Annotated in this window: 24 protein-coding genes and 11 tRNA genes; 31 read left to right on the forward strand and 4 right to left on the reverse strand. The window is 42.9% G+C overall.

What is annotated here, in order from left to right:
- The first annotated feature begins 3 nt into the window (after positions 1 to 3).
- The 8 genes from alr to BLU58_RS14595 all read left to right on the forward strand — a co-directional run bounded on the left by alr (position 4) and on the right by BLU58_RS14595 (position 7,097).
- Positions 4 to 1,194, forward strand: coding sequence for an alanine racemase (alr, locus tag BLU58_RS14560; protein ID WP_093293289.1), 1,191 nt, complete (start codon positions 4 to 6; stop codon positions 1,192 to 1,194).
- Positions 1,195 to 1,450: 256 nt separating this feature from the next.
- Positions 1,451 to 1,702, forward strand: a complete 252-nt coding sequence (locus BLU58_RS14565) for a CopG family ribbon-helix-helix protein (protein WP_072336101.1) — start codon at positions 1,451 to 1,453, stop codon at positions 1,700 to 1,702.
- A gap of 5 nt (positions 1,703 to 1,707) precedes the next feature.
- Complete coding sequence (locus BLU58_RS14570) at positions 1,708 to 2,058, forward strand: type II toxin-antitoxin system PemK/MazF family toxin (RefSeq protein ID WP_072336098.1); 351 nt, start codon at positions 1,708 to 1,710, stop codon at positions 2,056 to 2,058.
- A 151-nt stretch (positions 2,059 to 2,209) separates the two neighbouring features.
- Positions 2,210 to 3,226 (forward strand): SpoIIE family protein phosphatase, encoded by a 1,017-nt coding sequence (locus BLU58_RS14575; protein ID WP_093293290.1) that lies wholly within the window; start codon positions 2,210 to 2,212, stop codon positions 3,224 to 3,226.
- Positions 3,227 to 3,256: 30 nt separating this feature from the next.
- Complete coding sequence (locus BLU58_RS14580; protein WP_255404736.1) at positions 3,257 to 3,592, forward strand: STAS domain-containing protein; 336 nt, start codon at positions 3,257 to 3,259, stop codon at positions 3,590 to 3,592.
- Complete coding sequence (gene rsbW / locus BLU58_RS14585; RefSeq protein ID WP_072336024.1) at positions 3,589 to 4,074, forward strand: anti-sigma B factor RsbW; 486 nt, start codon at positions 3,589 to 3,591, stop codon at positions 4,072 to 4,074. The genes BLU58_RS14580 and rsbW overlap by 4 nt, the downstream gene beginning before the upstream one ends.
- A complete protein-coding gene (gene sigB / locus BLU58_RS14590; RefSeq protein WP_093293294.1) occupies positions 4,040 to 4,825 on the forward strand; it encodes an RNA polymerase sigma factor SigB in 786 nt (261 codons plus the stop codon). Before rsbW ends, sigB begins: the two co-directional genes overlap by 35 nt.
- Before the next feature lie 112 nt (positions 4,826 to 4,937).
- Positions 4,938 to 7,097 (forward strand): Tex family protein, encoded by a 2,160-nt coding sequence (locus BLU58_RS14595; protein WP_093293338.1) that lies wholly within the window; start codon positions 4,938 to 4,940, stop codon positions 7,095 to 7,097.
- Between the two features lie 30 nt (positions 7,098 to 7,127).
- On the opposite strand, the gene cmpA is transcribed toward BLU58_RS14595, so the two are convergent.
- On the reverse strand, positions 7,128 to 7,280 hold the full coding sequence (cmpA, locus tag BLU58_RS14600) for a cortex morphogenetic protein CmpA (protein ID WP_094030672.1): 153 nt from the start codon (positions 7,278 to 7,280) through the stop codon (positions 7,128 to 7,130).
- Positions 7,281 to 7,413: 133 nt separating this feature from the next.
- Between cmpA and BLU58_RS14605 the strand changes: the two genes are divergently transcribed.
- From BLU58_RS14605 to BLU58_RS14615, 3 genes are all read left to right on the forward strand, one after another.
- Positions 7,414 to 7,977: a thioredoxin family protein gene (locus BLU58_RS14605; protein ID WP_093293296.1), complete on the forward strand. Its 564-nt coding sequence runs from the start codon at positions 7,414 to 7,416 to the stop codon at positions 7,975 to 7,977.
- A gap of 18 nt (positions 7,978 to 7,995) precedes the next feature.
- On the forward strand, positions 7,996 to 8,895 hold the full coding sequence (locus BLU58_RS14610) for an NAD(P)-dependent oxidoreductase (protein ID WP_176786702.1): 900 nt from the start codon (positions 7,996 to 7,998) through the stop codon (positions 8,893 to 8,895).
- Positions 8,896 to 8,972: 77 nt separating this feature from the next.
- Positions 8,973 to 9,674 (forward strand): Bax inhibitor-1/YccA family protein, encoded by a 702-nt coding sequence (locus tag BLU58_RS14615; RefSeq protein ID WP_093293298.1) that lies wholly within the window; start codon positions 8,973 to 8,975, stop codon positions 9,672 to 9,674.
- A 55-nt stretch (positions 9,675 to 9,729) separates the two neighbouring features.
- On the opposite strand, the gene BLU58_RS14620 is transcribed toward BLU58_RS14615, so the two are convergent.
- Positions 9,730 to 10,506, reverse strand: a complete 777-nt coding sequence (locus BLU58_RS14620) for a hypothetical protein (RefSeq protein ID WP_093293300.1) — start codon at positions 10,504 to 10,506, stop codon at positions 9,730 to 9,732.
- A 347-nt stretch (positions 10,507 to 10,853) separates the two neighbouring features.
- Here BLU58_RS14620 and BLU58_RS14625 point away from each other — a divergent pair.
- The 15 genes from BLU58_RS14625 (at position 10,854) to tsaD (ending at position 14,642) form a co-directional block, all read left to right on the forward strand.
- Positions 10,854 to 10,928, forward strand: a tRNA-Asn gene (locus BLU58_RS14625).
- 4 nt (positions 10,929 to 10,932) lie between these two features.
- Positions 10,933 to 11,025 (forward strand) — tRNA-Ser (locus BLU58_RS14630).
- A gap of 10 nt (positions 11,026 to 11,035) precedes the next feature.
- Positions 11,036 to 11,112, forward strand: a tRNA-Glu gene (locus BLU58_RS14635).
- 5 nt (positions 11,113 to 11,117) lie between these two features.
- A tRNA-Val gene (locus BLU58_RS14640) sits at positions 11,118 to 11,193 on the forward strand.
- Positions 11,194 to 11,211: 18 nt separating this feature from the next.
- Positions 11,212 to 11,288: transfer RNA gene (locus BLU58_RS14645), tRNA-Asp, on the forward strand.
- 20 nt (positions 11,289 to 11,308) lie between these two features.
- Positions 11,309 to 11,384 (forward strand) — tRNA-His (locus tag BLU58_RS14650).
- 10 nt (positions 11,385 to 11,394) lie between these two features.
- Positions 11,395 to 11,469, forward strand: a tRNA-Gln gene (locus BLU58_RS14655).
- 23 nt (positions 11,470 to 11,492) lie between these two features.
- Positions 11,493 to 11,568: transfer RNA gene (locus BLU58_RS14660), tRNA-Lys, on the forward strand.
- Positions 11,569 to 11,582: 14 nt separating this feature from the next.
- Positions 11,583 to 11,667: transfer RNA gene (locus tag BLU58_RS14665), tRNA-Leu, on the forward strand.
- Positions 11,668 to 11,697: 30 nt separating this feature from the next.
- A tRNA-Leu gene (locus tag BLU58_RS14670) sits at positions 11,698 to 11,783 on the forward strand.
- Between the two features lie 20 nt (positions 11,784 to 11,803).
- A tRNA-Gly gene (locus BLU58_RS14675) sits at positions 11,804 to 11,877 on the forward strand.
- Positions 11,878 to 11,991: 114 nt separating this feature from the next.
- Complete coding sequence (gene tsaE / locus BLU58_RS14680; RefSeq protein WP_093293302.1) at positions 11,992 to 12,450, forward strand: tRNA (adenosine(37)-N6)-threonylcarbamoyltransferase complex ATPase subunit type 1 TsaE; 459 nt, start codon at positions 11,992 to 11,994, stop codon at positions 12,448 to 12,450.
- A gap of 2 nt (positions 12,451 to 12,452) precedes the next feature.
- The gene (gene tsaB / locus BLU58_RS14685; RefSeq protein WP_255404741.1) at positions 12,453 to 13,172 is read left to right on the forward strand and encodes a tRNA (adenosine(37)-N6)-threonylcarbamoyltransferase complex dimerization subunit type 1 TsaB; all 720 of its coding nucleotides are present in this window, start codon (positions 12,453 to 12,455) and stop codon (positions 13,170 to 13,172) included.
- The gene (gene rimI / locus BLU58_RS14690) at positions 13,162 to 13,626 is read left to right on the forward strand and encodes a ribosomal protein S18-alanine N-acetyltransferase (RefSeq protein WP_093293306.1); all 465 of its coding nucleotides are present in this window, start codon (positions 13,162 to 13,164) and stop codon (positions 13,624 to 13,626) included. The genes tsaB and rimI overlap by 11 nt, the downstream gene beginning before the upstream one ends.
- Positions 13,623 to 14,642, forward strand: coding sequence for a tRNA (adenosine(37)-N6)-threonylcarbamoyltransferase complex transferase subunit TsaD (gene tsaD, locus BLU58_RS14695; protein WP_093293308.1), 1,020 nt, complete (start codon positions 13,623 to 13,625; stop codon positions 14,640 to 14,642). Before rimI ends, tsaD begins: the two co-directional genes overlap by 4 nt.
- Positions 14,643 to 14,738: 96 nt before the next feature.
- Here tsaD and BLU58_RS14700 read toward each other — a convergent pair whose 3' ends face one another.
- On the reverse strand, positions 14,739 to 16,658 hold the full coding sequence (locus BLU58_RS14700) for an ABC-F family ATP-binding cassette domain-containing protein (RefSeq protein ID WP_255404738.1): 1,920 nt from the start codon (positions 16,656 to 16,658) through the stop codon (positions 14,739 to 14,741).
- Between the two features lie 112 nt (positions 16,659 to 16,770).
- Between BLU58_RS14700 and BLU58_RS14705 the strand changes: the two genes are divergently transcribed.
- The 5 genes from BLU58_RS14705 to groL all read left to right on the forward strand — a co-directional run bounded on the left by BLU58_RS14705 (position 16,771) and on the right by groL (position 21,061).
- Positions 16,771 to 17,349, forward strand: coding sequence for a 5-formyltetrahydrofolate cyclo-ligase (locus BLU58_RS14705; protein ID WP_176786704.1), 579 nt, complete (start codon positions 16,771 to 16,773; stop codon positions 17,347 to 17,349).
- A gap of 78 nt (positions 17,350 to 17,427) precedes the next feature.
- Entirely contained in the window at positions 17,428 to 18,108 is a 681-nt protein-coding gene (locus tag BLU58_RS14710) for a redox-sensing transcriptional repressor Rex (RefSeq protein WP_093293312.1), read from the forward strand.
- Positions 18,109 to 18,142: 34 nt separating this feature from the next.
- Positions 18,143 to 18,919 (forward strand): twin-arginine translocase subunit TatC, encoded by a 777-nt coding sequence (gene tatC, locus BLU58_RS14715; RefSeq protein WP_093293314.1) that lies wholly within the window; start codon positions 18,143 to 18,145, stop codon positions 18,917 to 18,919.
- Between the two features lie 144 nt (positions 18,920 to 19,063).
- Positions 19,064 to 19,348: a co-chaperone GroES gene (groES, locus tag BLU58_RS14720; protein WP_093293316.1), complete on the forward strand. Its 285-nt coding sequence runs from the start codon at positions 19,064 to 19,066 to the stop codon at positions 19,346 to 19,348.
- A 60-nt stretch (positions 19,349 to 19,408) separates the two neighbouring features.
- Entirely contained in the window at positions 19,409 to 21,061 is a 1,653-nt protein-coding gene (groL, locus tag BLU58_RS14725) for a chaperonin GroEL (protein WP_093293318.1), read from the forward strand.
- Positions 21,062 to 21,323: 262 nt separating this feature from the next.
- Here groL and BLU58_RS14730 read toward each other — a convergent pair whose 3' ends face one another.
- Positions 21,324 to 21,938: a PH domain-containing protein gene (locus BLU58_RS14730; RefSeq protein ID WP_093293320.1), complete on the reverse strand. Its 615-nt coding sequence runs from the start codon at positions 21,936 to 21,938 to the stop codon at positions 21,324 to 21,326.
- Positions 21,939 to 22,145: the final 207 nt, after the last annotated feature.

Below are 22,145 nucleotides of genomic sequence, written 5' to 3' on the forward strand. Positions count from 1 at the left end.
TTCATGAACAACATAGAAACAAGATCGATACAGCCTTTTTATCGTGACACTTATATTGAAGTCAATCTAGATGCGATACATCATAACATTCGAGAGTATCGGCGCTGGATTGGAGATCAGGTAATTCTATTAGTAACAGTAAAAGCGAATGCATACGGTCATGGAATGGTGCCGATTGCGAAAGCAGCAACAGAGGCAGGTGTGGACCGGCTCGGGGTTGCTTTTGTAGATGAAGGAATCCAGTTGCGGAAAGCTGGAATTACGATACCCATTTTGGTTTTGGGATACACACCACCTCATGCTATCCAAGCGGCCGTTCAGTATGATTTAGCCATTACAGTCTACTCGAGCTACCTGCTCGAACAAGTCCAAGAAGAGGCAAAGAGACAGAACAAAAAAGCAACGATTCATATTAAGCTAGATACAGGGATGGGGAGATTAGGGATTCAGCCATCGGAGGTTATCCCCTTTCTGCACCAAGCGGCACAGTATTCAGCTATTTATGTGGAAGGGCTTTATACCCATTTTTCAACAGCTGACGAAAAAGAACGTAGTTATTTCGACAAGCAAATTAAAGGCTTTGAGCAAATGAGAGAAGTTGTGAAAGAAGCTGGTTTTGAGATTCCGATCTATCATTCTTCTAATAGTGCAGCAACGATGGTAGAAAAAACTCAGCATCATCAAATGGTTCGTGTGGGCGTAGGATTGTATGGAATGTATCCATCTGACGAAGTAAGTCATTCTGATTTAAATTTAATCCCTGCTCTACGCCTTGTCACCAAAGTATCCCATCTAAAGAAAGTCTCAGCCGATCACGGTATCAGTTATGGAAAGACTTATACCACACAGGGAGATGAGTGGCTAGCTACATTACCGATTGGTTATGCGGATGGCTACTCGCGTTCTCTTTCGAACAAAGGATTTGTATTGCTAAATGGAGTTCGCGTGCCTGTAGTAGGGACCGTTTGTATGGACCAATTAGTCGTGCGTGTAGATGAGGCAATGCCGGTACAAGTTGGAGATGAAGCTGTGGTATACGGGATGCAAGGTGGGGAGGAAATTCGTGTGGATGAAGTAGCGAAATGGTTAGGTACGATTAACTATGAAGTGACTTGCATGCTCCAGAGGAGAATCCCGCGTATCTATACGTACCAAGGGAAAGTGATTGAAGTAGTGAACGGTCTTATGCAATAATTACCAGTATGTTTCAAAAAAGAGGTGTTTATGGTACTTTTTTAAGCATAAACCTTCTATAAGCGGCAGGAATTTTGTTGGATGAAGCGAATAAATTACTCTGTGTGTCAGGGCGTACTTTCATATACGATTTACATGCGTATTTAGAGAAAGTATAATTTTGCAATAGAATCAACATAATGATAGTATTGATAGGGAGATCGCTAACGGTGATGATTGGTTGGGGGTGCGCAAGTTGTCTAGTACCAAGAGAATTATGATCAGCCTACCCAAAAATCTTCTACAAGAAGTAGATGGAATGGTCGAACGAGATAACTCCAATCGCAGTGAGTTTATTCGGCAAGCGATGAAGTTATATCTTCAAGAGCGGAAAAAGCGACTAATTCGGGAGATGATGCAAAGGGGATACATGGAGATGGCGCGGATTAATTTAAACATCTCGCATGAAGCCTTTGAAGCAGAAGAAGAGGCTGAGGATACTTTGGATCGATTAGTTAGTGGGGTGTAGTCGGTTTGATAGTAAAACGTGGCGATGTCTATTTTGCTGATCTTTCCCCTGTGGTCGGATCTGAACAGGGAGGGGTTCGTCCTGTTTTGGTCATACAAAACGATATCGGTAACCGATTTAGCCCCACTGTGATTGTCGCCGCGATTACTGCACAAATCCAAAAGGCCAAACTGCCTACCCATGTAGAAATTGATGCAAAGGTGTATGGATTTGATCGGGATTCCGTCATTTTGCTTGAGCAGATACGGACGATTGATAAACAGCGACTTACTGATAAGATTACTCATCTAGATGATGAGATGATGTATCGAGTAAATGAGGCTCTACAAATTAGTTTAGGAGTTATTGATTTCTAACTTTTGATAGATTAGGCTGATTTCCCTTTGGGATGATGGCATGAGAACGGCATGGATCTTGCACGTTCTCTTTTTTTATGCCTATTTCTGGTGTATGATACTATAAATGATACATTTTCGATGAGGAGATCAGATCCAAGGGGATAAATTTATGAGAGAAAAATTACAAACAGATTTCGAACGGCTCCTTGCTTCGTATTTACATGATCCAAAAGAAGAAAATCTTTATGGGGTTCAACAACTAAATAAGTGGATTATGGATCAAAAGATCCCGCCGGATGAGGTGCTCAACCACTACATTGAAACGCTTAAGAAGTTAATCCCAGATTTGCATTCAGATGTAAAGACATCTTTTGACCTGCTATTAGAAGTGATGGTTGGTTACGGTGTTCAATATCGAGTCGATAAGAATATTGCCACCCGTCACCAAGAATTAGAAGATGAAATTGAAGTAGCTGTACATCTCCAAAGAACGCTATTACCTGAGTCGCCACCCCCTCTTAAAGGCGTCGATTTAGGAGTTGCTAGCTATGCTTCTAAAACAATGAGCGGAGATTACTATAACTTTGTTCAGTATGGTGATGGAGTGCTCGGGATCGCGATTGCGGATATCATTGGCAAAGGAATTCCTGCGGCACTTTGTATGTCGATGATTAAGTACTCGATGGATGATATGGACTATCACCAGCCGGAACCATCTGAGATTTTACAAGAATTAAATACAGTAGTAGAAAGAAATATTTTGCCTAACATGTTTATCACCATGGTATATGGGGTATACGATTCTTTAAATCATTCATTCCGATACGCTACCGCAGGCCATGAACCAGGTTTCATCTATCGGGCAGGTACAGATCGATTTGAGGATATGGATACCCAAGGACTCGTTCTAGGAGTTACTTCACATGTGGAGTATCCTGAGTTTCAGTTACATTTGGCTGAAGGGGATGTCATTATCCTGTTGACTGACGGAGTGACGGAAACTCGCTTTGATGGAGAATTTATTGAGCGCTCTGATTTCTGTGAGCTAGCTAAAAAATATCTCCATCTACCTGCCCAAGAGATTGCGGAGAAAGTATATAAACGCATTTATGAGCTTTCAGGTTATCAAATGTTAGATGATCAGACGATTATAGTCATCAAACGAGTGGGCAAAGACAAATTGTAAATTCAAAGCATGGTTTGGAGGGTGAGTCTATTGAATATAACAATCCGTGAGCATAGTGAACGAGAACATACAATTGATTTAACGGTATTGGGAGAGGTAGATGTGTACACAGCTCCTCAATTACGTGAAAAACTACTGACTCTTTGTCAAGGCGGTAGCAGTATTCATCTTGATCTTGCTGGAGTCGATTACATTGACAGTACGGGTTTAGGCGTGCTAATCGGCGCATACAAGGCGCAAAAATCCACAGGTGGGAAATTAATCATCTCTGGGATGAATTCAAGGCTCACGCGCCTGTTTCGTATTACTGGACTTCAAGAAATTATGGAATTTGGACCAGATAACCAGGAGGATGGGAAATCATGAGGGAGCAGCCGTTAGATTTGGTAAACTTGACGATTCCAGCGAAGCCAGATTACGTGGCAATTGCCCGATTGGCTGTTTCAGGAATAGCGAATCGGATGGGTTTTTCTTATGACGATATTGAAGATCTAAAACTCGCTGTGTCGGAGGCTTGCACCAACTCTGTCGAACATGCCTACTCTGGTGAAAACGGTGAGATTGGACTATCCTGTAATATTTTTGAAAATCGATTAGAAATTGAAGTAGTAGATCAAGGTCATAGTTTCGATGCCAGTGAAGTGGAATCTCGCACAGGTCCTATTCAATTTGAGGTATCAATGAGTTTAGTACGTGAACGCGGACTTGGACTATACCTAATGCGGAGTCTGATGGACCATGTTGACATTGATGGTGATGATGGCGTAATCGTACGTATGACCAAATACATTCGAAAAAATGAGGTGGGTTCTCATGTCGAGTCGCCCGCGTCCTACCCCACTCGATGACGAAACGATAAAACATTTAATTGAGCAATATCAGCAGAATGGGGATTCTGAAGCACAGGAACGTTTAGTAGGGCACTATAAAAGTTTAGTTGACACATTGGCATATAAATTTTCTAGAGGGATGGAGCCATTTGAGGACTTAGCACAAGTAGGGATGATTGGTCTGCTTGCAGCCTTAAAACGGTTTGATCCTGACTTTGGGCGTAGTTTTGAAGGATTTGCTGTTCCTACCATTGTGGGGGAAATTAAGAGGCATATTCGTGATAAGACTTGGAGTGTTCACGTTCCTCGCCGAATCAAGGAATTAGGTCCACGAATTAAGCGAGCTGTCGAAGAGCTGACGACAAAATTCCAGCGTTCTCCGCAAGTGTCGGAGATTGCGGATTATTTGGATGTTACTCCAGAAGAAGTGCTCGAAACAATGGAAATGGGACGTAGTTATCAGGCGGTTTCTGTCGACAGTCCGATTGAAGCGAGTTCAGATGGTAGCCAAGTAACATTGCTTGACCTAGTCGGTACTAAAGACCAAGGTTATGATCAGATTGACCAGAAGATGTTGTTACAAAAGGCATTCCACGTTTTAAATGAGCGAGAAAAGGAAATTTTGCAACTCACTTTCTTTGAAAACTTGAGTCAGAAGCAGGTTGGGGACAAGCTTGGAATTTCTCAAATGCATGTTTCTCGATTGCAACGCCGGGCTCTTACGAAATTACGTCAAGCCATCCGTATGGAGCCGTCCGAAGTAATGTAAAGTGTAAAACACACAGTATTCTATTTGCGTGGAATATTCTGTGTGTTTTTCTTATGTGTTAGAATATCTATATTCTTATTTTTTGATAGCAGAAGAAAGTGTGGTGTATAGTTTGGAGCAAGTTCAAATGTGGAAGCAAATCGCGACAGAGCTAGAGATCGAGTCTCATCAAGTAAAGGTAACGATCGGGTTACTAGAAGAGGGGAACACGGTTCCGTTTATTGCGCGTTATCGTAAAGAGATGACAGGTAGTTTAGATGAAGAGTTAATTCGTGCTGTAGAGGAGCGTTTTCGCTATCTAACCCAGATGAATCAACGACGTGAAGAGATTTTACGGACGATAGAAGAACAAGGAAAGTTAACCGAAGAATTACAGAAGAAGATTGGGGCAGTTACCAAGTTGCAAGAGTTAGAGGATCTATATTTACCCTACCGGCCCAAACGTAAAACACGTGCATCGGTGGCACGGGAACGTGGCTTAGAGCCGCTAACACGGATTTTGTCATCGACTAGGGATCTACATAAAATCGAGCAAGAGGCAGTGGCATTCGTAAACTCAGAGCAAGGCGTTGAGTCGGCTGAGGAAGCGATTCAAGGGGCGATGGATATCTTAGCAGAAGAGCTTTCTGAGGATGCTGAGATTCGCAAGTGGGTTCGGGAGTACACTTGGAATCACGGGGTGCTAACTTCTAAAGGGAAGGACCCAGAAGCTCGCTCCGTCTATGAGATGTATTATGACTATACAGAGCCAATACGCAGTATGCCTTCTCATCGTATTTTGGCTGTGAACCGAGGTGAGAGGGAAGAATTTTTAAAAGTAAAAATCTCGGTAGAAGAGGAGCAGGTTTTTGCTCATCTACGAAATTGGTTTCGGATCCCTGTCCATTCCTATCTAGAGGCAGTTGTTCAAGATTCTTACAAGCGCTTGATTGCTCCTTCGATTGAACGTGAAGCTCATGCGAGAATGACCGAACAAGCGGAAGAACAAGCAATCCACATTTTTTCCGAGAATTTACGTCATTTGTTGCTCCAGCCACCAATCGCGGGGAAGATCGTACTGGGAGTGGATCCAGCTTTTCGAACGGGTTGTAAGCTCGCCGTTATTGATGAGACAGGGAGAGTGTTACATATAGATGTGATCTATCCAACTGCTCCTCATCATGATCTAGAGGGATCGAAGAAAGTTATTTTAGCTTTAATTAAGAAATACCATATTAATATGGTTGCGATCGGAAATGGCACGGCTTCTCGAGAGACAGAACAATTTATCGTAGACGTGCTGAAGGAAGTAAAGCAAAAATTGTACTACTTAATTGTGAATGAGGCGGGTGCTAGTGTTTATTCAGCGTCCAAAATTGCGAAAGATGAATTTCCAGATCTAGATGCTGCTCGTCGTTCAGCTGTTTCCATTGCCCGCCGTGTTCAAGATCCACTGGCCGAATTGGTGAAAATTGATCCAAAATCGGTAGGGGTGGGCCAATACCAGCATGATGTATCGCAAAAACAGCTCACGGAAAGCCTGACGCATGTAGTTGAATCAGCTGTAAACTATGTGGGAGTAAACGTGAATACTGCTTCTGCCTCCCTCCTTCAATATGTATCGGGTGTGAGTGGAGCGGTAGCGAAGAATATTGTTAAAAAGCGTGAGGAATTAGGTCGCTTTTCTTCTAGACGGGATTTACAGTCTGTTCCACGATTAGGTGCGAAAACATACGAACAATGTATTGGCTTTTTGCGCGTGACAGATGGCAAAAACCCTCTTGATAAGACACCGATTCATCCGGAGTCCTATCACATTACGGAATCCTTGCTATCGAAATTACAAATAGATCCTATGGAGATTGGCTCAGATGATGTCAAGCAGAGGCTAAGTGCAGTTGATGTAGAGACGATGGCAGGAGAACTAGACTGCGGGGTGCCAACGCTTCAGGATATCTTAGAAGCTCTTATGCGACCGGGGCGAGATCCTCGTGATGAGATGCCTACACCTCTACTTCGCTCTGACGTACTGAAAGTAGAAGATCTTCAAATCGGGATGAAATTGCAAGGAACGGTTCGCAATGTGGTGGATTTTGGAGCATTCATTGATATTGGCTTGAAAAACGATGGGCTTGTCCATGTTTCGAAACTAAGTGAGCGCTTTGTGCGGAATCCAATGGATGTTGTGACGGTAGGAGATATAGTGGATGTATGGGTGTTACAGATTGATCGGGATCGCCAGCGGGTAGGTCTTACGATGGTGGAATCAGCCTTACCGAAACAGGTGGGCTAAATACGAAGGAAACCAACTGGGCAGGCGTTTCTATGAATCGCGGCCCAGTTGTGTGCGTGAGGAAGGGCTTTTATCTTGTTCCTTCTTCATGTAGCTAAACCAGCATTTATTCAAATAGAGAACTTGTTTGCGGTCGCGTTGTCGATATGCATTCATAAGCTGTTTCGTTAGCCATTTTGGCACAGGTTCATCCTCCCTTGGGAAAAATCTTGGTGCTTATACCTATGTCAAGAGAGACTCAAGTGTGCAGGAATTGATAAAATAAGTTTATTCTTCGATCATAGTTGTATGCTAAAAAGAAAAAGAGGTAGATCATATGTCATTACAATCTTGGTTTGAAAAAGGGAGCTCTTTCGAGGAATATGTGGCATCCATGAAAGCGAATAAAGAAGGGCTTCTTACTGTATATCAAGGATTTTCATTGACTAGTGAAGAAAAGGACTTTTTTTCGAAGTTAGCGGACCAAAAGCTACGTGTGATTGGTTTGACGGCTGATTGGTGTGGGGATGCTATGCTTAATGTTCCCATCGTAGAGCATATTGCTAGAGCATGTCAGTCCCCGATCAGCCTTCTCAATCGAGATGAGAATTTAGAGTTGATGGACCAGTATCTAACAAATGGAACCGCTCGGGCCATTCCGATTTTTATCTGGATCGATCAAAAAGGTAATGAGAAAGCGGTCTGGGGTCCGAGAGCGGACGAGGTTCAAACGATTATAACCCATCTTCGCTCCAGTCTCCCTGAAAAAGAAGATCCTACGTTTGCCATCAAGCAGGCAGAGATGTACCGGCAATTTCGTGCACGTCTGGTAACGGATCAAGATCTGTGGTTGTCTGTTAAAAAGAGTGTACGAGCATGTCTATCTAAACTAATTGCATAAATCATAGGGGGATGTCATATGAGTAAGTTGCGAGTAGGTTTTGTAGGTCTTGGAATCATGGGGCGTGCGATGGCACGTAATATTGTTCAAGCTGGCTTCCCGATTACGGTTTGGAATCGAACACGCTCGAAGATGGAAGAAGCAACCGCATGGGGTGCGAAGCTTGCTGATTCCCCTAGGCAAGTGGCGGAGCAAAGCGATGTGGTTATCACAGTGGTCGGAGATACACCAGATGTAAAGGAAGTATTAACCGGTGAACAAGGTGTGTTTCAAGGTGCAGGGCATGGGGTAGTAGTAATCGATATGAGTACGATTGCCGCTGAAGCAGAGCGCAAATTAGCATCTCAGGCTAAGGAACTCGGGATCGATTACTTAGATGCACCCGTAAGCGGTGGAGATATTGGAGCTCAAAATGGGACTCTCTCTATTATGGTGGGCGGAGACGCGAAGGTTCTTGAAAAAGTGAGACCCGTTTTGGAAGCGATGGGGCAACGGATTGTTCATTGCGGAGAGGTTGGTGCAGGACAAACTGTAAAGGCTTGTAACCAAATCTTATGTGGTCTCAATTTGCTTGCTGTGGTAGAGGCGCTTAGTTATGCCAAAAAAGCAGGGGTAGATGTTGAGAAAATGATTGAGGTTACAACACAAGGGGCAGGAGGTTCTTGGGCTTTAGCAAATTATGCTCCTCGTATCATCCAAGGAGACTTGGAACCAGGATTTTCGGTAGAGTTTATCCAAAAGGATCTGCGGATTGTCCTACAAGAAGCAGAGCAGATGCAACTTCCACTGATGGGTACAGCTCTGGTACAACAACTCCTTCGCTCGCTACAAGCGCACGGCGGGAATCCAGACGGCTCACATGCACTCATCCAAGTGATGGAACAACTAGGGAATGTAGAGATTGTACCAAATAAGTAAATTTTGGTACAAAACTATTGATCTAGAAAAAATCTAAGAATATACTAAATCTAAATGATTGTAGGGAGGATTACTCTGTGAATCAAGGTTTCTCAAATAATGTAGCCAGTTCGCAACGATTTACACAACGTATGATGCCAGCTGTTTTTGGATGGATGTTTGCTGGTTTATTGATGACTGCCATTATCGCAGGTGTATTACTGCAAAATAATGAAGCCATTACGATGCTCCGCACACCTATTATTTTTTACACAGTGATTGCGGCTGAGATTATTACGGTTATCTTTTTGTCTAAACGTCTTGGAAAAATGTCAGCTACAACTGCATCCTTTTGCTTTTTCCTCTATGCAGCGCTTAATGGTTTAACCATCGCGGCTTTCATGTCAAGATTTGAAGTGGGCACGATCGCATCAGCATTTGGAATTGCAGCAGCTATGTTTGGAGTCTTTGCCATTTTTGGTGCTGTAACGAAAAAAGACCTGACTAAACTAGGTTCTCTATTGTTCATGTTGTTGATCGGGGTTATTATTGCTACTTTAGCAAATGCTTTCTTTATCAAGAGTGGCGCTATGGGTCTCATTATCTCGTATGTCGCGGTTCTGCTTTTCTGTGGTCTAACGGCATATGATATGCAAAAGATCAAAGAAATGGGTGCTTATTCATCACAATTTGGTGAAGAAGGTGCAACCAAAATTGCGATTTTTGGTGCATTAATGTTGTACATGGATTTCGTCATGATTTTCTGGCATTTGCTTAATATTTTCGGAAGCGACGATTAATCGATCGTTTTGCGAAAATCAAACCCCTTCGCAAATTGCATTGCGAAGGGGTTTTTTATGGTGCTATAGAGGTGATAGAGTGCACTTGCTGGTAATCTTCTGGTGCGATAACAGTAGGGAGTTTGTGAATTTCGGTGATTAAAAGAGTGGTTACCTCAGGTATATAATTTTGATTACGATCTCTTACACACATACCTGTTAAATGTTTCAGAGAGGTTAGCACCACTTCGGTTACGGGAAGTGGGATTTTTTCAGTTCGAATGTAGATGTCTACGGAGCGCAATACCTTTAACAGCCAGAATGGAGCACTTGATTTATGTAACCATTGTTCCCATAATTGTGATAACAGGATGGGGCGGTGTTCCCCCATATTAGAAAAGGTTTGATAAGCATCCCAAGCATATGAATTTATCTTTTCTTGATACTGTTGATAGTACCATGCTGTTTCCTGAATAGACTTCCATACGGGATCATAATAGCGATGTGCTGTATAGTCCCAATTCATCTCTAGTTCATGCCAATCATTTTGATCATGCGATTTCGTATGGACTTCGATTAATCGAATCTTATCAGTAGGGATCTTCCAATGAAGCTTGGTGAGCCATAAGTTCCGGACCATAGAAAACATAGGCGCGATGTGGTTCGGGTCAGCATGAGATGAAAACACAATAATCGTTGCTTCTTTTCCGGCCAGTAGATCATCCTGGTGTCCGATATGGAGTTCGATATCCACAGTAGAAACAGGGTGGTTTGCCGTATGCATTTTTGTGTAAGAAGGAGTAGAAAGGTACGGAAGAGAGAATTGGTACGCTCCTGCCTGCAATGGCTTCATGGAGATTCCTCCTGTTTAGTAAGAGAGATACTAGGTAAGTTGGTTTTTGTTCCTATCTTAACAAAGAAGATAGTGCCATGCTATAAAAAAATCCGAGACTCCATACAGGTGGCTCAGAATGCTTATTTTGAGAGGATTTTATAGGTTGAAATTAGACAAAAAGAAAATTGAAATTAAGTGCTTGACTACAGATATATGATCGTGCTAAATTATAGAGGTCGCTAAAACGAAGCACACAAAACATCTTGTTAGACAAGTACTTTTTAAAAAAAGTATTGCGTGAACGAGAGTTACATGATAAAATAGTATAAGTTGCTATGAGTAACGAATGGTATGGGTTATAATATTCCTCAATAGCTCAATGGTAGAGCGCCCGACTGTTAATCGGTAGGTTGTAGGTTCGAGTCCTACTTGAGGAGCCAATTCGGGGAGATACTCAAGAGGCCGAAGAGGAAGCATTGCTAATGCTTTAGGACGTAATTACGCGTCGCGAGGGTTCGAATCCCTCTCTCTCCGCCAGACATTTTTTGGCCCGTTGGTGAAGCGGTTCAACACACCAGCCTTTCACGCTGGCATGCAGGGGTTCGAATCCCCTACGGGTCACCATTTTTGGACGCTTAGCTCAGCTGGGAGAGCACCTGCCTTACAAGCAGGGGGTCGGCGGTTCGATCCCGTCAGCGTCCACCAGTATTACATTTTTAACGCGGAGCTGTGGTGTAGAGGCCTAACATGCCTGCCTGTCACGCAGGAGATCGCGGGTTCGAATCCCGTCAGCTCCGCCATATTTACCCTTTACTTTATGGCGGTCGTGGCGAAGTGGCTAACGCACCGGATTGTGGCTCCGGCATTCGAGGGTTCAATTCCCTCCGATCGCCCCATGTTTTCTAATGGGAAGTAGCCAAGCGGTAAGGCAACGGACTTTGACTCCGTCATGCGAAGGTTCGATCCCTTCCTTCCCAGCCATTTTAGTTTAGACATCTTAGTGAGAGCCATTAGCTCAGTTGGTAGAGCATCTGACTTTTAATCAGAGGGTCGAAGGTTCGAGCCCTTCATGGCTCACCATAAGTTTCGTATATGCGGGTGTGGCGGAATTGGCAGACGCACCAGATTTAGGTTCTGGCGCTTCACGGCGTGGGGGTTCAAGTCCCTCCACCCGCACCATATACTTTTACAATTAAATGAAGTGAGTACGCGGTCGTGGTGGAATTGGCAGACACGCTATCTTGAGGGGGTAGTGTCCTATGGACGTGCGAGTTCGAGTCTCGCCGACCGCACCATCTACAGACCATCTTAATATGCGGGTGTAGTTCAATGGTAGAACATCAGCCTTCCAAGCTGATTGCGAGGGTTCGATTCCCTTCACCCGCTCCAACTCAGAAGTTCGTGGCTTATGCTACGAGCTTTTTTATTTGTTTGGAACATGATGTTTGCGTTTCGAACGTAGGTCTAGGATAATGAGTTCAGATAGATGAGTAGGTGAGAGAAATGAAAAAGCAAATTTGGCATACTACCTCTGGAGAAGAGACGAGGCTTCTTGCAAGGAGGATTGCTTCCCATGTGCAAGAAGGGGATGTTTTTGCCTTAGAAGGTGGACTTGGAGCAGGAAAAACGACTTTTTGTCAGGGATTAGCGAAGGGTCTAGAAATAGAGCGGTATGTGGATAGTCCTACGTTTACCGTGATAAAAGAGTATCAAGGGCGTTTGCCTCTTTATCATATGGATGTGTATCGCTTAGATGGTGTGGAAAGTGATCTAGGTCTGGAAGAATATTTCTATGGGGATGGAGTTTGTGTCATTGAGTGGGCATCGATTATTCAAGAAATTTTGCCAGATGATACAATTACGTTTTCATTTGAGGTGCAAGAAGATGGGACAAGGAGTATTTCGTTTCCGATTAATAGTGAACGAGCAAAGTGTTTGGCAAAGGATGTGTTATGGGATTGAAAATGTTAGCAATCGATACCTCTACTTTAGTTCTTGGTGTCGCGGTAGTAGAAGAAGGAAAAGTATTGGGAGAGGTAACGAACAATCTACATAAAACTCATTCGGAGCGCCTGATGCCGACGATAGCCGGACTATTGAAAGACCTCTCCATTGAGCTGCGAGAAGTTACGGCTATTAGTGTTACATCGGGGCCGGGGTCTTATACGGGGATTCGGATTGGTGTAACGACAGCGAAAACATTGGCATGGACTCACGATCTCCCGCTCTATGCAGAATCCAGTTTAACGGTACTAGCGATGAACGGAAAACGATTTCCGGGCTTGGTGGTTCCTTTGCTGGATGCACGTCGAAATCGTGTTTATACAGGAGTGTATCGTCCGAATGCTTCGGGGGTTAGCGAAGTGCTCGGCCAACAGGTATTAGAGATAACAGACCTACTCGAACAATGTAGTCGATGGAAAGAGCCGATCTTGTTCTTAGGTGATGATGTAAGTAAATTTCGGGATGTGATTGAAGAAGCTCTAGGTGAGAATGCTTATTTTGGGAGTCCAGCCGAAAATCTACCTCGTGCTTCTGAATTAGGTGAAATGAGCTTGCAACGAATGATTCGCGGAGAAGAACCACTTAGTCAGCAATTTGCGCTTAACTATCTTCAAGTAACGGAAGCAGAGGCAAATTGGTTAAAAAAGCAAAAACAGGGGACTGGAACCGATGTCAATTGAGCAGGAGACCCAGATCCAATTCCGCTTGATGGTAGTGGACGATATTCCTCAGGTGATGGAAGTGGAACGAGATGCTTTCCCGCATCCATGGACAGCACAAGCTTTTCAAGATGAATTGACGACGAATCCCTTTGCACGGTATCTCGTGCTAGAAGTAGAGGGGACTGTGGCAGGATATTGCGGGATGTGGGTTATTATTGACGAGGCTCATATTACAAATATTGGTGTTCACTCTAAGTATCGTGGGAAGGGATTTGGCGAGTTGTTGCTACGGTATGCGATGGAATTTTCTACGCTGTATGGAGCGGAGAAAATGACGTTAGAAGTACGAGCCTCTAATTTGATTGCTCAGCAACTATACAAAAAGTTAGATTTTGAGGTAACAGGGTTACGGCCTAATTACTATTCCGATAATAATGAAGATGCCTTGATAATGTGGGTGACATACAAATGAGTCATAAAAAAAATAGTCTCGTTTTAGGAATTGAGACAAGTTGTGATGAAACGTCCGTGGCTGTGGTTAAAAATGGGACGAAAGTCCTATCAAATGTGATTTCTTCGCAGATGGATGTACACCGTCGCTTTGGAGGAGTTGTCCCTGAAGTTGCTTCTAGACGGCATGTGGAGAGAATGACGGTTATTATTGAGCAGGCACTGGTCGAAGCAAATGTAACCAAAGAGAGATTAGATGCGATTGCTGTAACACAAGGCCCAGGGTTAGTGGGGGCTTTATTAATTGGTGTTGCGAGTGCGAAGGCATTGGCGTATGCCCTGAATCTACCGCTTGTACCGGTTCATCATATAGCGGGACATATTTACGCTAATCACCTAGTAACACCGCTTGAATTTCCATTGGTGGCGCTTGTAGTGTCGGGTGGACATACAGAGTTAATCTACATGGAGAGCCACCTTCATTTTGTGAGGCTAGGGCAAACACGCGATGATGCTGCCGGGGAAGCATTTGATAAAGTGGCCAGGTTTATGGGCTTGTCTTATCCAGGGGGACCGCAAATTGATCGCTTATCAGCACAAGGGAAGGCTATTTATGACTTGCCTCGTGCATGGTTAGAGCCTGACTCATTGGACTTTAGCTTTAGTGGTTTGAAATCATCTGTAATGCAATTGATGCAGAAGGCGGAGAGAAAAGGGGAAACGATTGGTCAAACTGATTTAGCGGCTAGTTTTCAGGCGGCTGTGTTAGATGTGCTGGTCGAAAAAGCTTTTCGCGCTGTAAAGCAGAAGGGGGTAAACCAATTACTTCTTGCAGGTGGAGTCTCTGCCAATAGTGGGCTACGTGTTCGGCTTATGAAGCGAGCAGAGGAGGAAGGGGTTACATTGCGAATCCCGCCGCTTGAGCTTTGCACAGATAATGCAGCTATGATCGCTGCGGCAGGTACTTATTTATATTACGAGGGGAAATTTGCAGATTTAACCCTTAATGCGAACCCAGGACTTTCGTTAATAGAATAGATTTGATTTCATAAAAAACAGCGTACTCACTAGGATGTACGCTGTTTTTTATATATGTGGATAAAGTGAATAACCTGTGGATAACTTTGTGGATAACTAAGCCTGATCAGCTAACTCAGCCCATTCATCGGTTTTGATAAGGAGTTGTTCCTCTAAGGATTGTAACTCTTTCTGCAGAGAGCTACTTCTCTGAGGATCAGAGAAAACTTCTTCCATGCACATTTCTGCCTGAATCTCGGCGATTCTTGATTCCAGTGCTGTGATTTCTTTCTCTACTTCTTGTAATTCACGTTGATGCTGTTTCAGGCGCCGTTGCTCTTCCTTGCTTTGTTTACGATGTTGGTAAGCGTCTCCCTTTGGCACTAGTTCTTCGTTTTTGGATGTAAGGGTTTCTTCAAATTGTTCAAGTGCTTTTTTTTCTAAATACCAATTGTAGTCGCCTTCATAACTGGTGATTCCGTCGGGCGTTAGTTCCCAAATCCGATTAGAGAGACGTTGGATGAAATAGCGGTCATGAGAGACAAAGAGAATGGTTCCAGGATACTCTTCTAGTGCAATTTCGAGGCGCTCTTTGGTTGCTAGATCTAGGTGGTTCGTCGGCTCATCCATTAGAAGGAAATTGGCCTGATTAAGCAGTAATTTAACCAGAGAGAGTCTAGCCCGTTCACCGCCGCTCAGGTCTTTCACAAGCTTGTATACATCATCTCCATGAAACAAAAATTGCCCGAGATGGGAACGGATAAAAGTTTGATCCAGTGTAGGATAATCGTCCCATATTTCATCTAATACAGTTTTATCGTAGGTAAGTAGTTTTTGCTCTTGATCATAGTAGTCCACCTCTACGTTTGTACCAAACTGAAGATTTCCGGTTAGAGTGGGCAGTTGACTCGCGATGGTTTTTAGTAAGGTGGACTTTCCCGTCCCATTCGGCCCAAGTAAAGCAATGCGCTCTCCTCGACTGACACGAAAAGAGAGATCTTGAATGAGTGGCTGTTCATATCCAACGGAGAGGTTTTTTGCTAGGAGGACTTCTTTCCCGCTGGTAACAGAGGTTTCAAATCGGATGGATGCCTGCTTGAGGGCAGACTCGGGTGTATCTAGTCGTTCCATCTTCTCTAATGTTTTTCTACGACTTTGTGCCCGCTTTGTCGTAGTCGCCCGAGCAATATTTTTTTGAACAAACTCTTCTAGCTTTTTGATCTCTTTTTGTTGTTGTTCATACAGTTTTTCATGGGATAAGGCTCGTTCTTCTTTTTGGACAACATATTGGGAGTAGTTTCCGACGTAACGTGTCGCTTTACTCCTTTCGATTTCATAGATTACTTGTACGAGTTGGTCTAGGAAAAATCGATCATGGGAGACGATAAGAAGTGCGCCCGGATAACTTTTTAAGGCCTGCTCCAACCATTCAGTTGCTTGAAGGTCGAGGTAGTTGGTTGGCTCGTCTAGAATCAATAAATCAGGTTCCTCCAAAAGCATTTTTGCCAAAGCAACCCGTGTTTTTTGGCCACCACTAATTTCACTAATCTTCGTTTGATGAACATCTAAATGGCCTAAGCCCAGTCCATGTAGGGCACCACGCATTTTTGCTTCGTATGAATAACCGCCAACTTGCTCAAATTCTTCTTGATAACTCGCATATTGACTTAGATAACGTTGGTATTGATCTTCATTTGAATAGATTTCTTCTTTGCTTATCTCCGCTTCTAATGTGCGAATTTTTTGTTCGATAGCCAGTACGGGGGTGAATACTTGTAACACTTCATCCCAGATAGACCGCTCGGACTGAAGGCCCGTCTGTTGTGCTAGATAGCCAATCTGCGTTTTTCTTCCAACGATCATTTCACCTTGGTCGGGGAGGAGTTGGCCGATCATGATTTTTAATAAGGTTGATTTGCCAGCTCCATTTGCACCGATTAATCCTACTTTTTCTTGTGGATTAATCTGTAGTTGAATATCTTGTAAGACTTCGTTTTCGCCGAATGATTTGTATATATTCTTTGCTTGTATTAACATGATCTCCACCTCATCTTTTCTTAGTGTAATAGAGGAGAAAACGAAGGGCAAACCGATTTCTAATTTTTCGTGTACAATTATGGGTACGAGAAAGAGAGTAGGAGGGGAAACGTTGACGGACTCTTATTCCAATAAACAAACGTTACGAGCTGAACTATTAGAAAAAAGAAGGTACCGTTCTGAAGAGGATTCTAGGCAAATGGCACAGCAAATTTATGAACGGATTGTACACTGGAATGGTTACATAAATAGCGATATGATTGCGGTGTATGCTTCGTTCCGAAATGAAGTAAATGTGGATGAGATTATCGAAAATGCATGGGAGAATGGGAAAAAAGTGGTTTTCCCTAAGTCATATCCTAAGACGAAGAATATGAAGTTTTTTGAAGTTCGATGTGATAGTGAGTTAAGGAAGGGTGCTTATGGGATTATGGAACCTGTCGGAGAATTAGATCGCGTGGTTGATCCGCAAATGATTCAGCTCGCTTTGGTCCCGGGTGTTGGATTTGACCAGAAGGGATATCGCCTCGGATATGGAGCGGGTTATTACGATCGTTTTTTTGCGAAGTTCCCTCATATTGTCCGAGTAGGGATTTATGATAGCGAATATTTATTAGAAACGGTATATCCAGAGACGCATGATTGTAAGATGAATTATGTCTGTACTTTTACAAAACTGTTTTCACTTTGACGTATCAGAATTTGGTATAGTTAAAATAAGATGTTATAAATATACAAGATCAGTACGAAATGAGCCGGGAGGGGTCTTATGTCAGATCAAAAAATTCCGCAGGTGACGGCGAAACGGTTACCGCTCTATTATCGGTATCTGGAAAAGCTACATGCCATCGGAAAACAACGGATCTCTTCTGCTGATCTCAGCGAAGCTTTGCAGATTGATCCAGCAACCATTCGTCGGGATTTTTCCTATCTAGGGGAATTAGGTAAGAAGGGATATGGATATAATGTCACATATCTATTGCAATTTTTACGAGATTTTTTAAAACAAGATGAAGTAACCAATGTAGTATTAGTAGGAGTAGGAAATTTAGGAACTGCCTTATTAAGATATAATTTTTATCGAAGTCATAATACCAAGATCGTCGCTGGATTTGATGAAGATGCTGCGAAAATTGGAAAAGATATCGATGGGATCACAGTCTTTGGAATGGACCGTTTATCAGAGATCATCTCCTTACATCATGTGGAAGTTGCGATTCTTACCGTTCCTGTAAATGTGGCTCAGACTACCACCGATTATCTAGTAAAAAAAGGTGTAAGAGGGATTTTGAACTTTACCCCAGCACGGATTACGGCACCCCCGCCTGTTCGCATACATCACATCGATCTTACCTCTGAGTTGCAGACACTAATTTACTTCTTGAAGAAATACCCAGCCGATGAAAATGTGGAAGAAAGCTTGGAAGAGGTAGCAAATAAACGAAGCTAATTGCCTTCGCGATTATAGTTAGAAGGGAATATATATGAACGAAGAGACACAACCACTTACCGAACATTTGACAGAACTACGGCGACGGATTATCTGGGTTTTGCTTACATTCCTTGCATCGCTGATTATAAGTTTTATTTATGCCACAGATCTATTCGAATTTATTAAAAATGATGCGATTGGTCAGCATGTGAAGGTTTATACGTTTAGCCCTAGTGATCCGTTGATGGTGTATGTACAGATTGCCATGATTTGTTCGATGATCTTTACTTTACCTGTGGTTTTGTATCACATATGGCAGTTTGTAAAGCCAGGGTTACGCTCACATGAGCAAAAAAATGCAGGCTTTTATGTACCCGTGTCCTTTTTTCTGTTTTTGGGTGGACTTGCATTTGGGTACTATGTGGTCTTTCCGATGTTATATCAATTCATGGTCAACTTAGCTAAACAAATGAATGTAGTGGAGATGTATGGAATTTACCAGTACTTTGATTTTATGGTGAATGTCATTGTCCCACTGGCATTGTTGTTTGAACTACCTGTGGTAGTGCTGTTTTTAACCAGACTTAAGCTTATTACTCCGAGTCTGCTACACAAAATTCGCCGTGTTGCGTATTTTGCTATGGTGGTGATATCTACCCTAATTGCTCCGCCAACCATTATCGCCAATCTGGTAATTGCAATCCCGTTGATTATTCTGTATGAAATAAGTGTTCTTATTTCGATATGGCAATATAAACGCTTAGAAGCGAAAGAGAAGAGTTGGGAAGGTGAAGAGATAAAGGAGGACGAAAGTGAGAGCAGTTCCTAATTTAAGGAATTTGCTCTTATTTTTTTCATCAAAAATGCTTGCAAAATTGTTTCAAACTTACTATCATTATAAGTGTTATTAGCACTCGTTTATGGTGAGTGCTAATAACAGAAAAGGATCTATTTTGAAGGAGGTTATTTGCCCATGATTAAACCATTAGGTGATCGTGTCGTGTTAGAAGCAGTAGCTCGTGAGGAAAAAACAGTGAGTGGTCTTGTCCTTCCTGAGTCTGCAAAAGAGAAGCCACAAGAGGGCCTCATCGTAGCAGTAGGTTCTGGTCGTATTGATGAAAAAGGAAATCGTTTTCCACTCGAAGTAGGAGTAGGTAATACGGTTATTTTCTCTAAGTACGCTGGTACCGAAGTGAAGTACGGTGAAAAAGAATACTTGATCCTCCGTGAAAGTGATATTCTTGCAATCGTTGATTAATAGATTATAAAAGTAAGACTACTAAATTCTTTATTTACATAACGAAAGGGGATAAAAAGAATGGCTAAAAACATTCAATTTAGTGAAGATGCTCGCCGTGCAATGCTACGTGGTGTAGATGCATTGGCTGATGCAGTGAAAGTAACCCTTGGACCAAAAGGTCGTAACGTAGTACTCGAGAGAAAATTTGGTTCTCCGCTCATCACGAATGACGGTGTAACTATCGCAAAAGAGATCGAACTAGAAGACCCAACCGAAAACTTGGGTGCACAACTTGTAAAGGAAGTAGCAACCAAAACGAACGATGTAGCAGGTGACGGTACAACGACTGCAACCGTACTAGCTCAAGCGATCATTCGTGAAGGTTTGAAAAACGTTACCTCTGGCGCAAACCCAATGATCGTTCGCAAAGGGATTGATAAAGCGGTTCGCAAAGCGGTAGAAGAAATCGGCCGTATTTCTCAACCCATCGAAGGAAAAGAGTCCATTGCACAAGTAGCTGCTATTTCTGCAAACGATGATGAAGTAGGCCAATTGATTGCAGAAGCAATGGAGCGCGTGGGTAAAGACGGCGTTATTACCGTTGAAGAATCCAAAGGCTTTAACACGGAGCTTGAAGTGGTAGAAGGTATGCAATTTGACCGTGGATATATTTCTCCATACATGGTTACAGATGCAGATAAGATGGAAGCAGTATTAGAAGAGCCTGTGATCTTGATTACAGATAAGAAAATCAGCTCTGTTCAAGACATCCTACCAATCCTCGAAAAAGTAGCACAACAAGGCCGTCAATTACTGATCATCGCTGAAGATGTAGAAGGCGAAGCGTTGGCAATGCTCGTAGTAAACAAACTACGTGGAACTTTCACTGCTGTAGCTGTAAAAGCTCCTGGCTTCGGTGATCGTCGTAAAGCAATGTTACAAGACATCGCAACATTAACAGGCGCTCAAGTCGTAACAGAAGAGATCGGTCTAGATCTTAAATCAGTAGGGCCTGAAGTTCTAGGACGTGCACGCCAAGTACGGGTTAACAAAGAAGACACCATTATCGTAGACGGTTCTGGTGAACAAAGTGAGATCAAAGCACGTGTTGGCCAAATTCGTCAACAAATCGAAGACACCTCTTCTGAGTTTGACAAAGAAAAACTTCAAGAGCGCCTCGCGAAACTAGCAGGTGGCGTTGCAGTGATTAAAGTAGGTGCAGCAACCGAAACCGAGTTAAAAGAGAAAAAACTTCGTATCGAGGATGCATTGAACGCAACCCGTGCAGCAGTAGAAGAAGGAATCGTAGCAGGTGGTGGTACTGCTCTTGTAAATACCATCCGTGCGGTTGAGGCGCTTGAAGCTTCCTATGTAGTAGGCGATGAGAAAACGGGTGTAAGCATCATCAAACGTGCTCTTGAAGAACCAATTCGCCAAATCGCTGACAATGCAGGTCTAGAAGGCTCTGTAATCGTAGAACGCCTCAAACGTGAAGAAGTCGGCGTTGGCTTCAATGCACTTTCTGGCGAATGGGTAGATATGATTCAAGCGGGCGTAGTAGATCCTGCTAAAGTAACTCGCTCTGCGCTACAAAATGCAGCGTCCGTAGCAGCTATTGTACTTACAACAGAAGCAGTGGTTGTAGATAAACCAGAAGAAAACAAAGGTCCAGATGCTGCAGCCGGTATGGGCGGCATGGGTGGTATGGGCGGCATGGGTGGAATGATGTAGTTCTGTTCCCCAGAGGAGCCTTAGCTTTACAAAGGAAGAAATCCCTTCTGAACCATGTTCAGGGGGGTTCTTTCTTTGTATTACGTTTACATAGGGAAATGAAAAAAACGAACTCTTACTCATTAGGGTTCGTTTTTCATACGTGCGCCCGGCATGGGCGTCCACCGTGAGGTGGAATCTGAAGGAAGCCGGCGGCAAACCTCCGGTCTGAGGAACATGAATCTCATATAAGCCTATGGAGTAACCCCTCCTACTCTATTGGTTAGTGGTTGATATAACGTTCAAACACATGTCCGAAGTCTTTTGGATGGAATTGTTTGATTGTATCTTGAAGCCAAGTAAATGACCATTGATTAATCTGTTTAAACTGGTCGACTATGTCGTTTTCTGTGCTGCGAATGGTGCTAACAGTGCTAGAAGCTACTTCTAGACTCTGTTTAGCATGGTTCAAAGAGAGATCGTTGTCATACGAGATTTCAGCGATTTTCAGCAGAGCCTTATAGAGATCTTTTACTTCTTCGATATGTTTTTTGTGAATATCGATCGAGTATTGTGCGCTTCCCATAGTAAACTTAATCTCTACGTCGAGGTCTACTGTTCCAGCTGTTTCTAAAGAGATATTTGAAATTTTAAAAGCATAATAGTCGTATCGACGAAGAGTGCGTTTCTTACTAACTGCACTAGTACCATCAAGGTGAATAAGTGCCTTATTCGTAAAGCAATATTCGTCCGACTTCGACTTAATCAGAAAATAGATTTTCTCGCCGTCTTCATGCATGACATAATCATCGGAGTCCACTTTGTCGTAGTCTTTTGGCTGGATAACAGTACCCACATCACTAAGACCTAACATATCAGCTGCTATTTTTCCGAACATATTTACTCAACCTCTCCATGAATTGTTTATTCTGATCTTCTCTTCCCCTATTAGGATCACAATAAACTAAATCCAATATAGGACAAACTACCTACATTTTCGTAAATTTTTCATCTGTGCAACATTGCTGAATTGGCTCACGAAATCTATCTTCAGTCAACAACGTTTCTCTAGACTAAGACGGTTTTCATTCATTAAGATGAAAAA

Source organism: Thermoactinomyces sp. DSM 45892, from assembly GCF_900107305.1.
Classification (GTDB): Bacteria; Bacillota; Bacilli; order Thermoactinomycetales; family Thermoactinomycetaceae; genus Baia.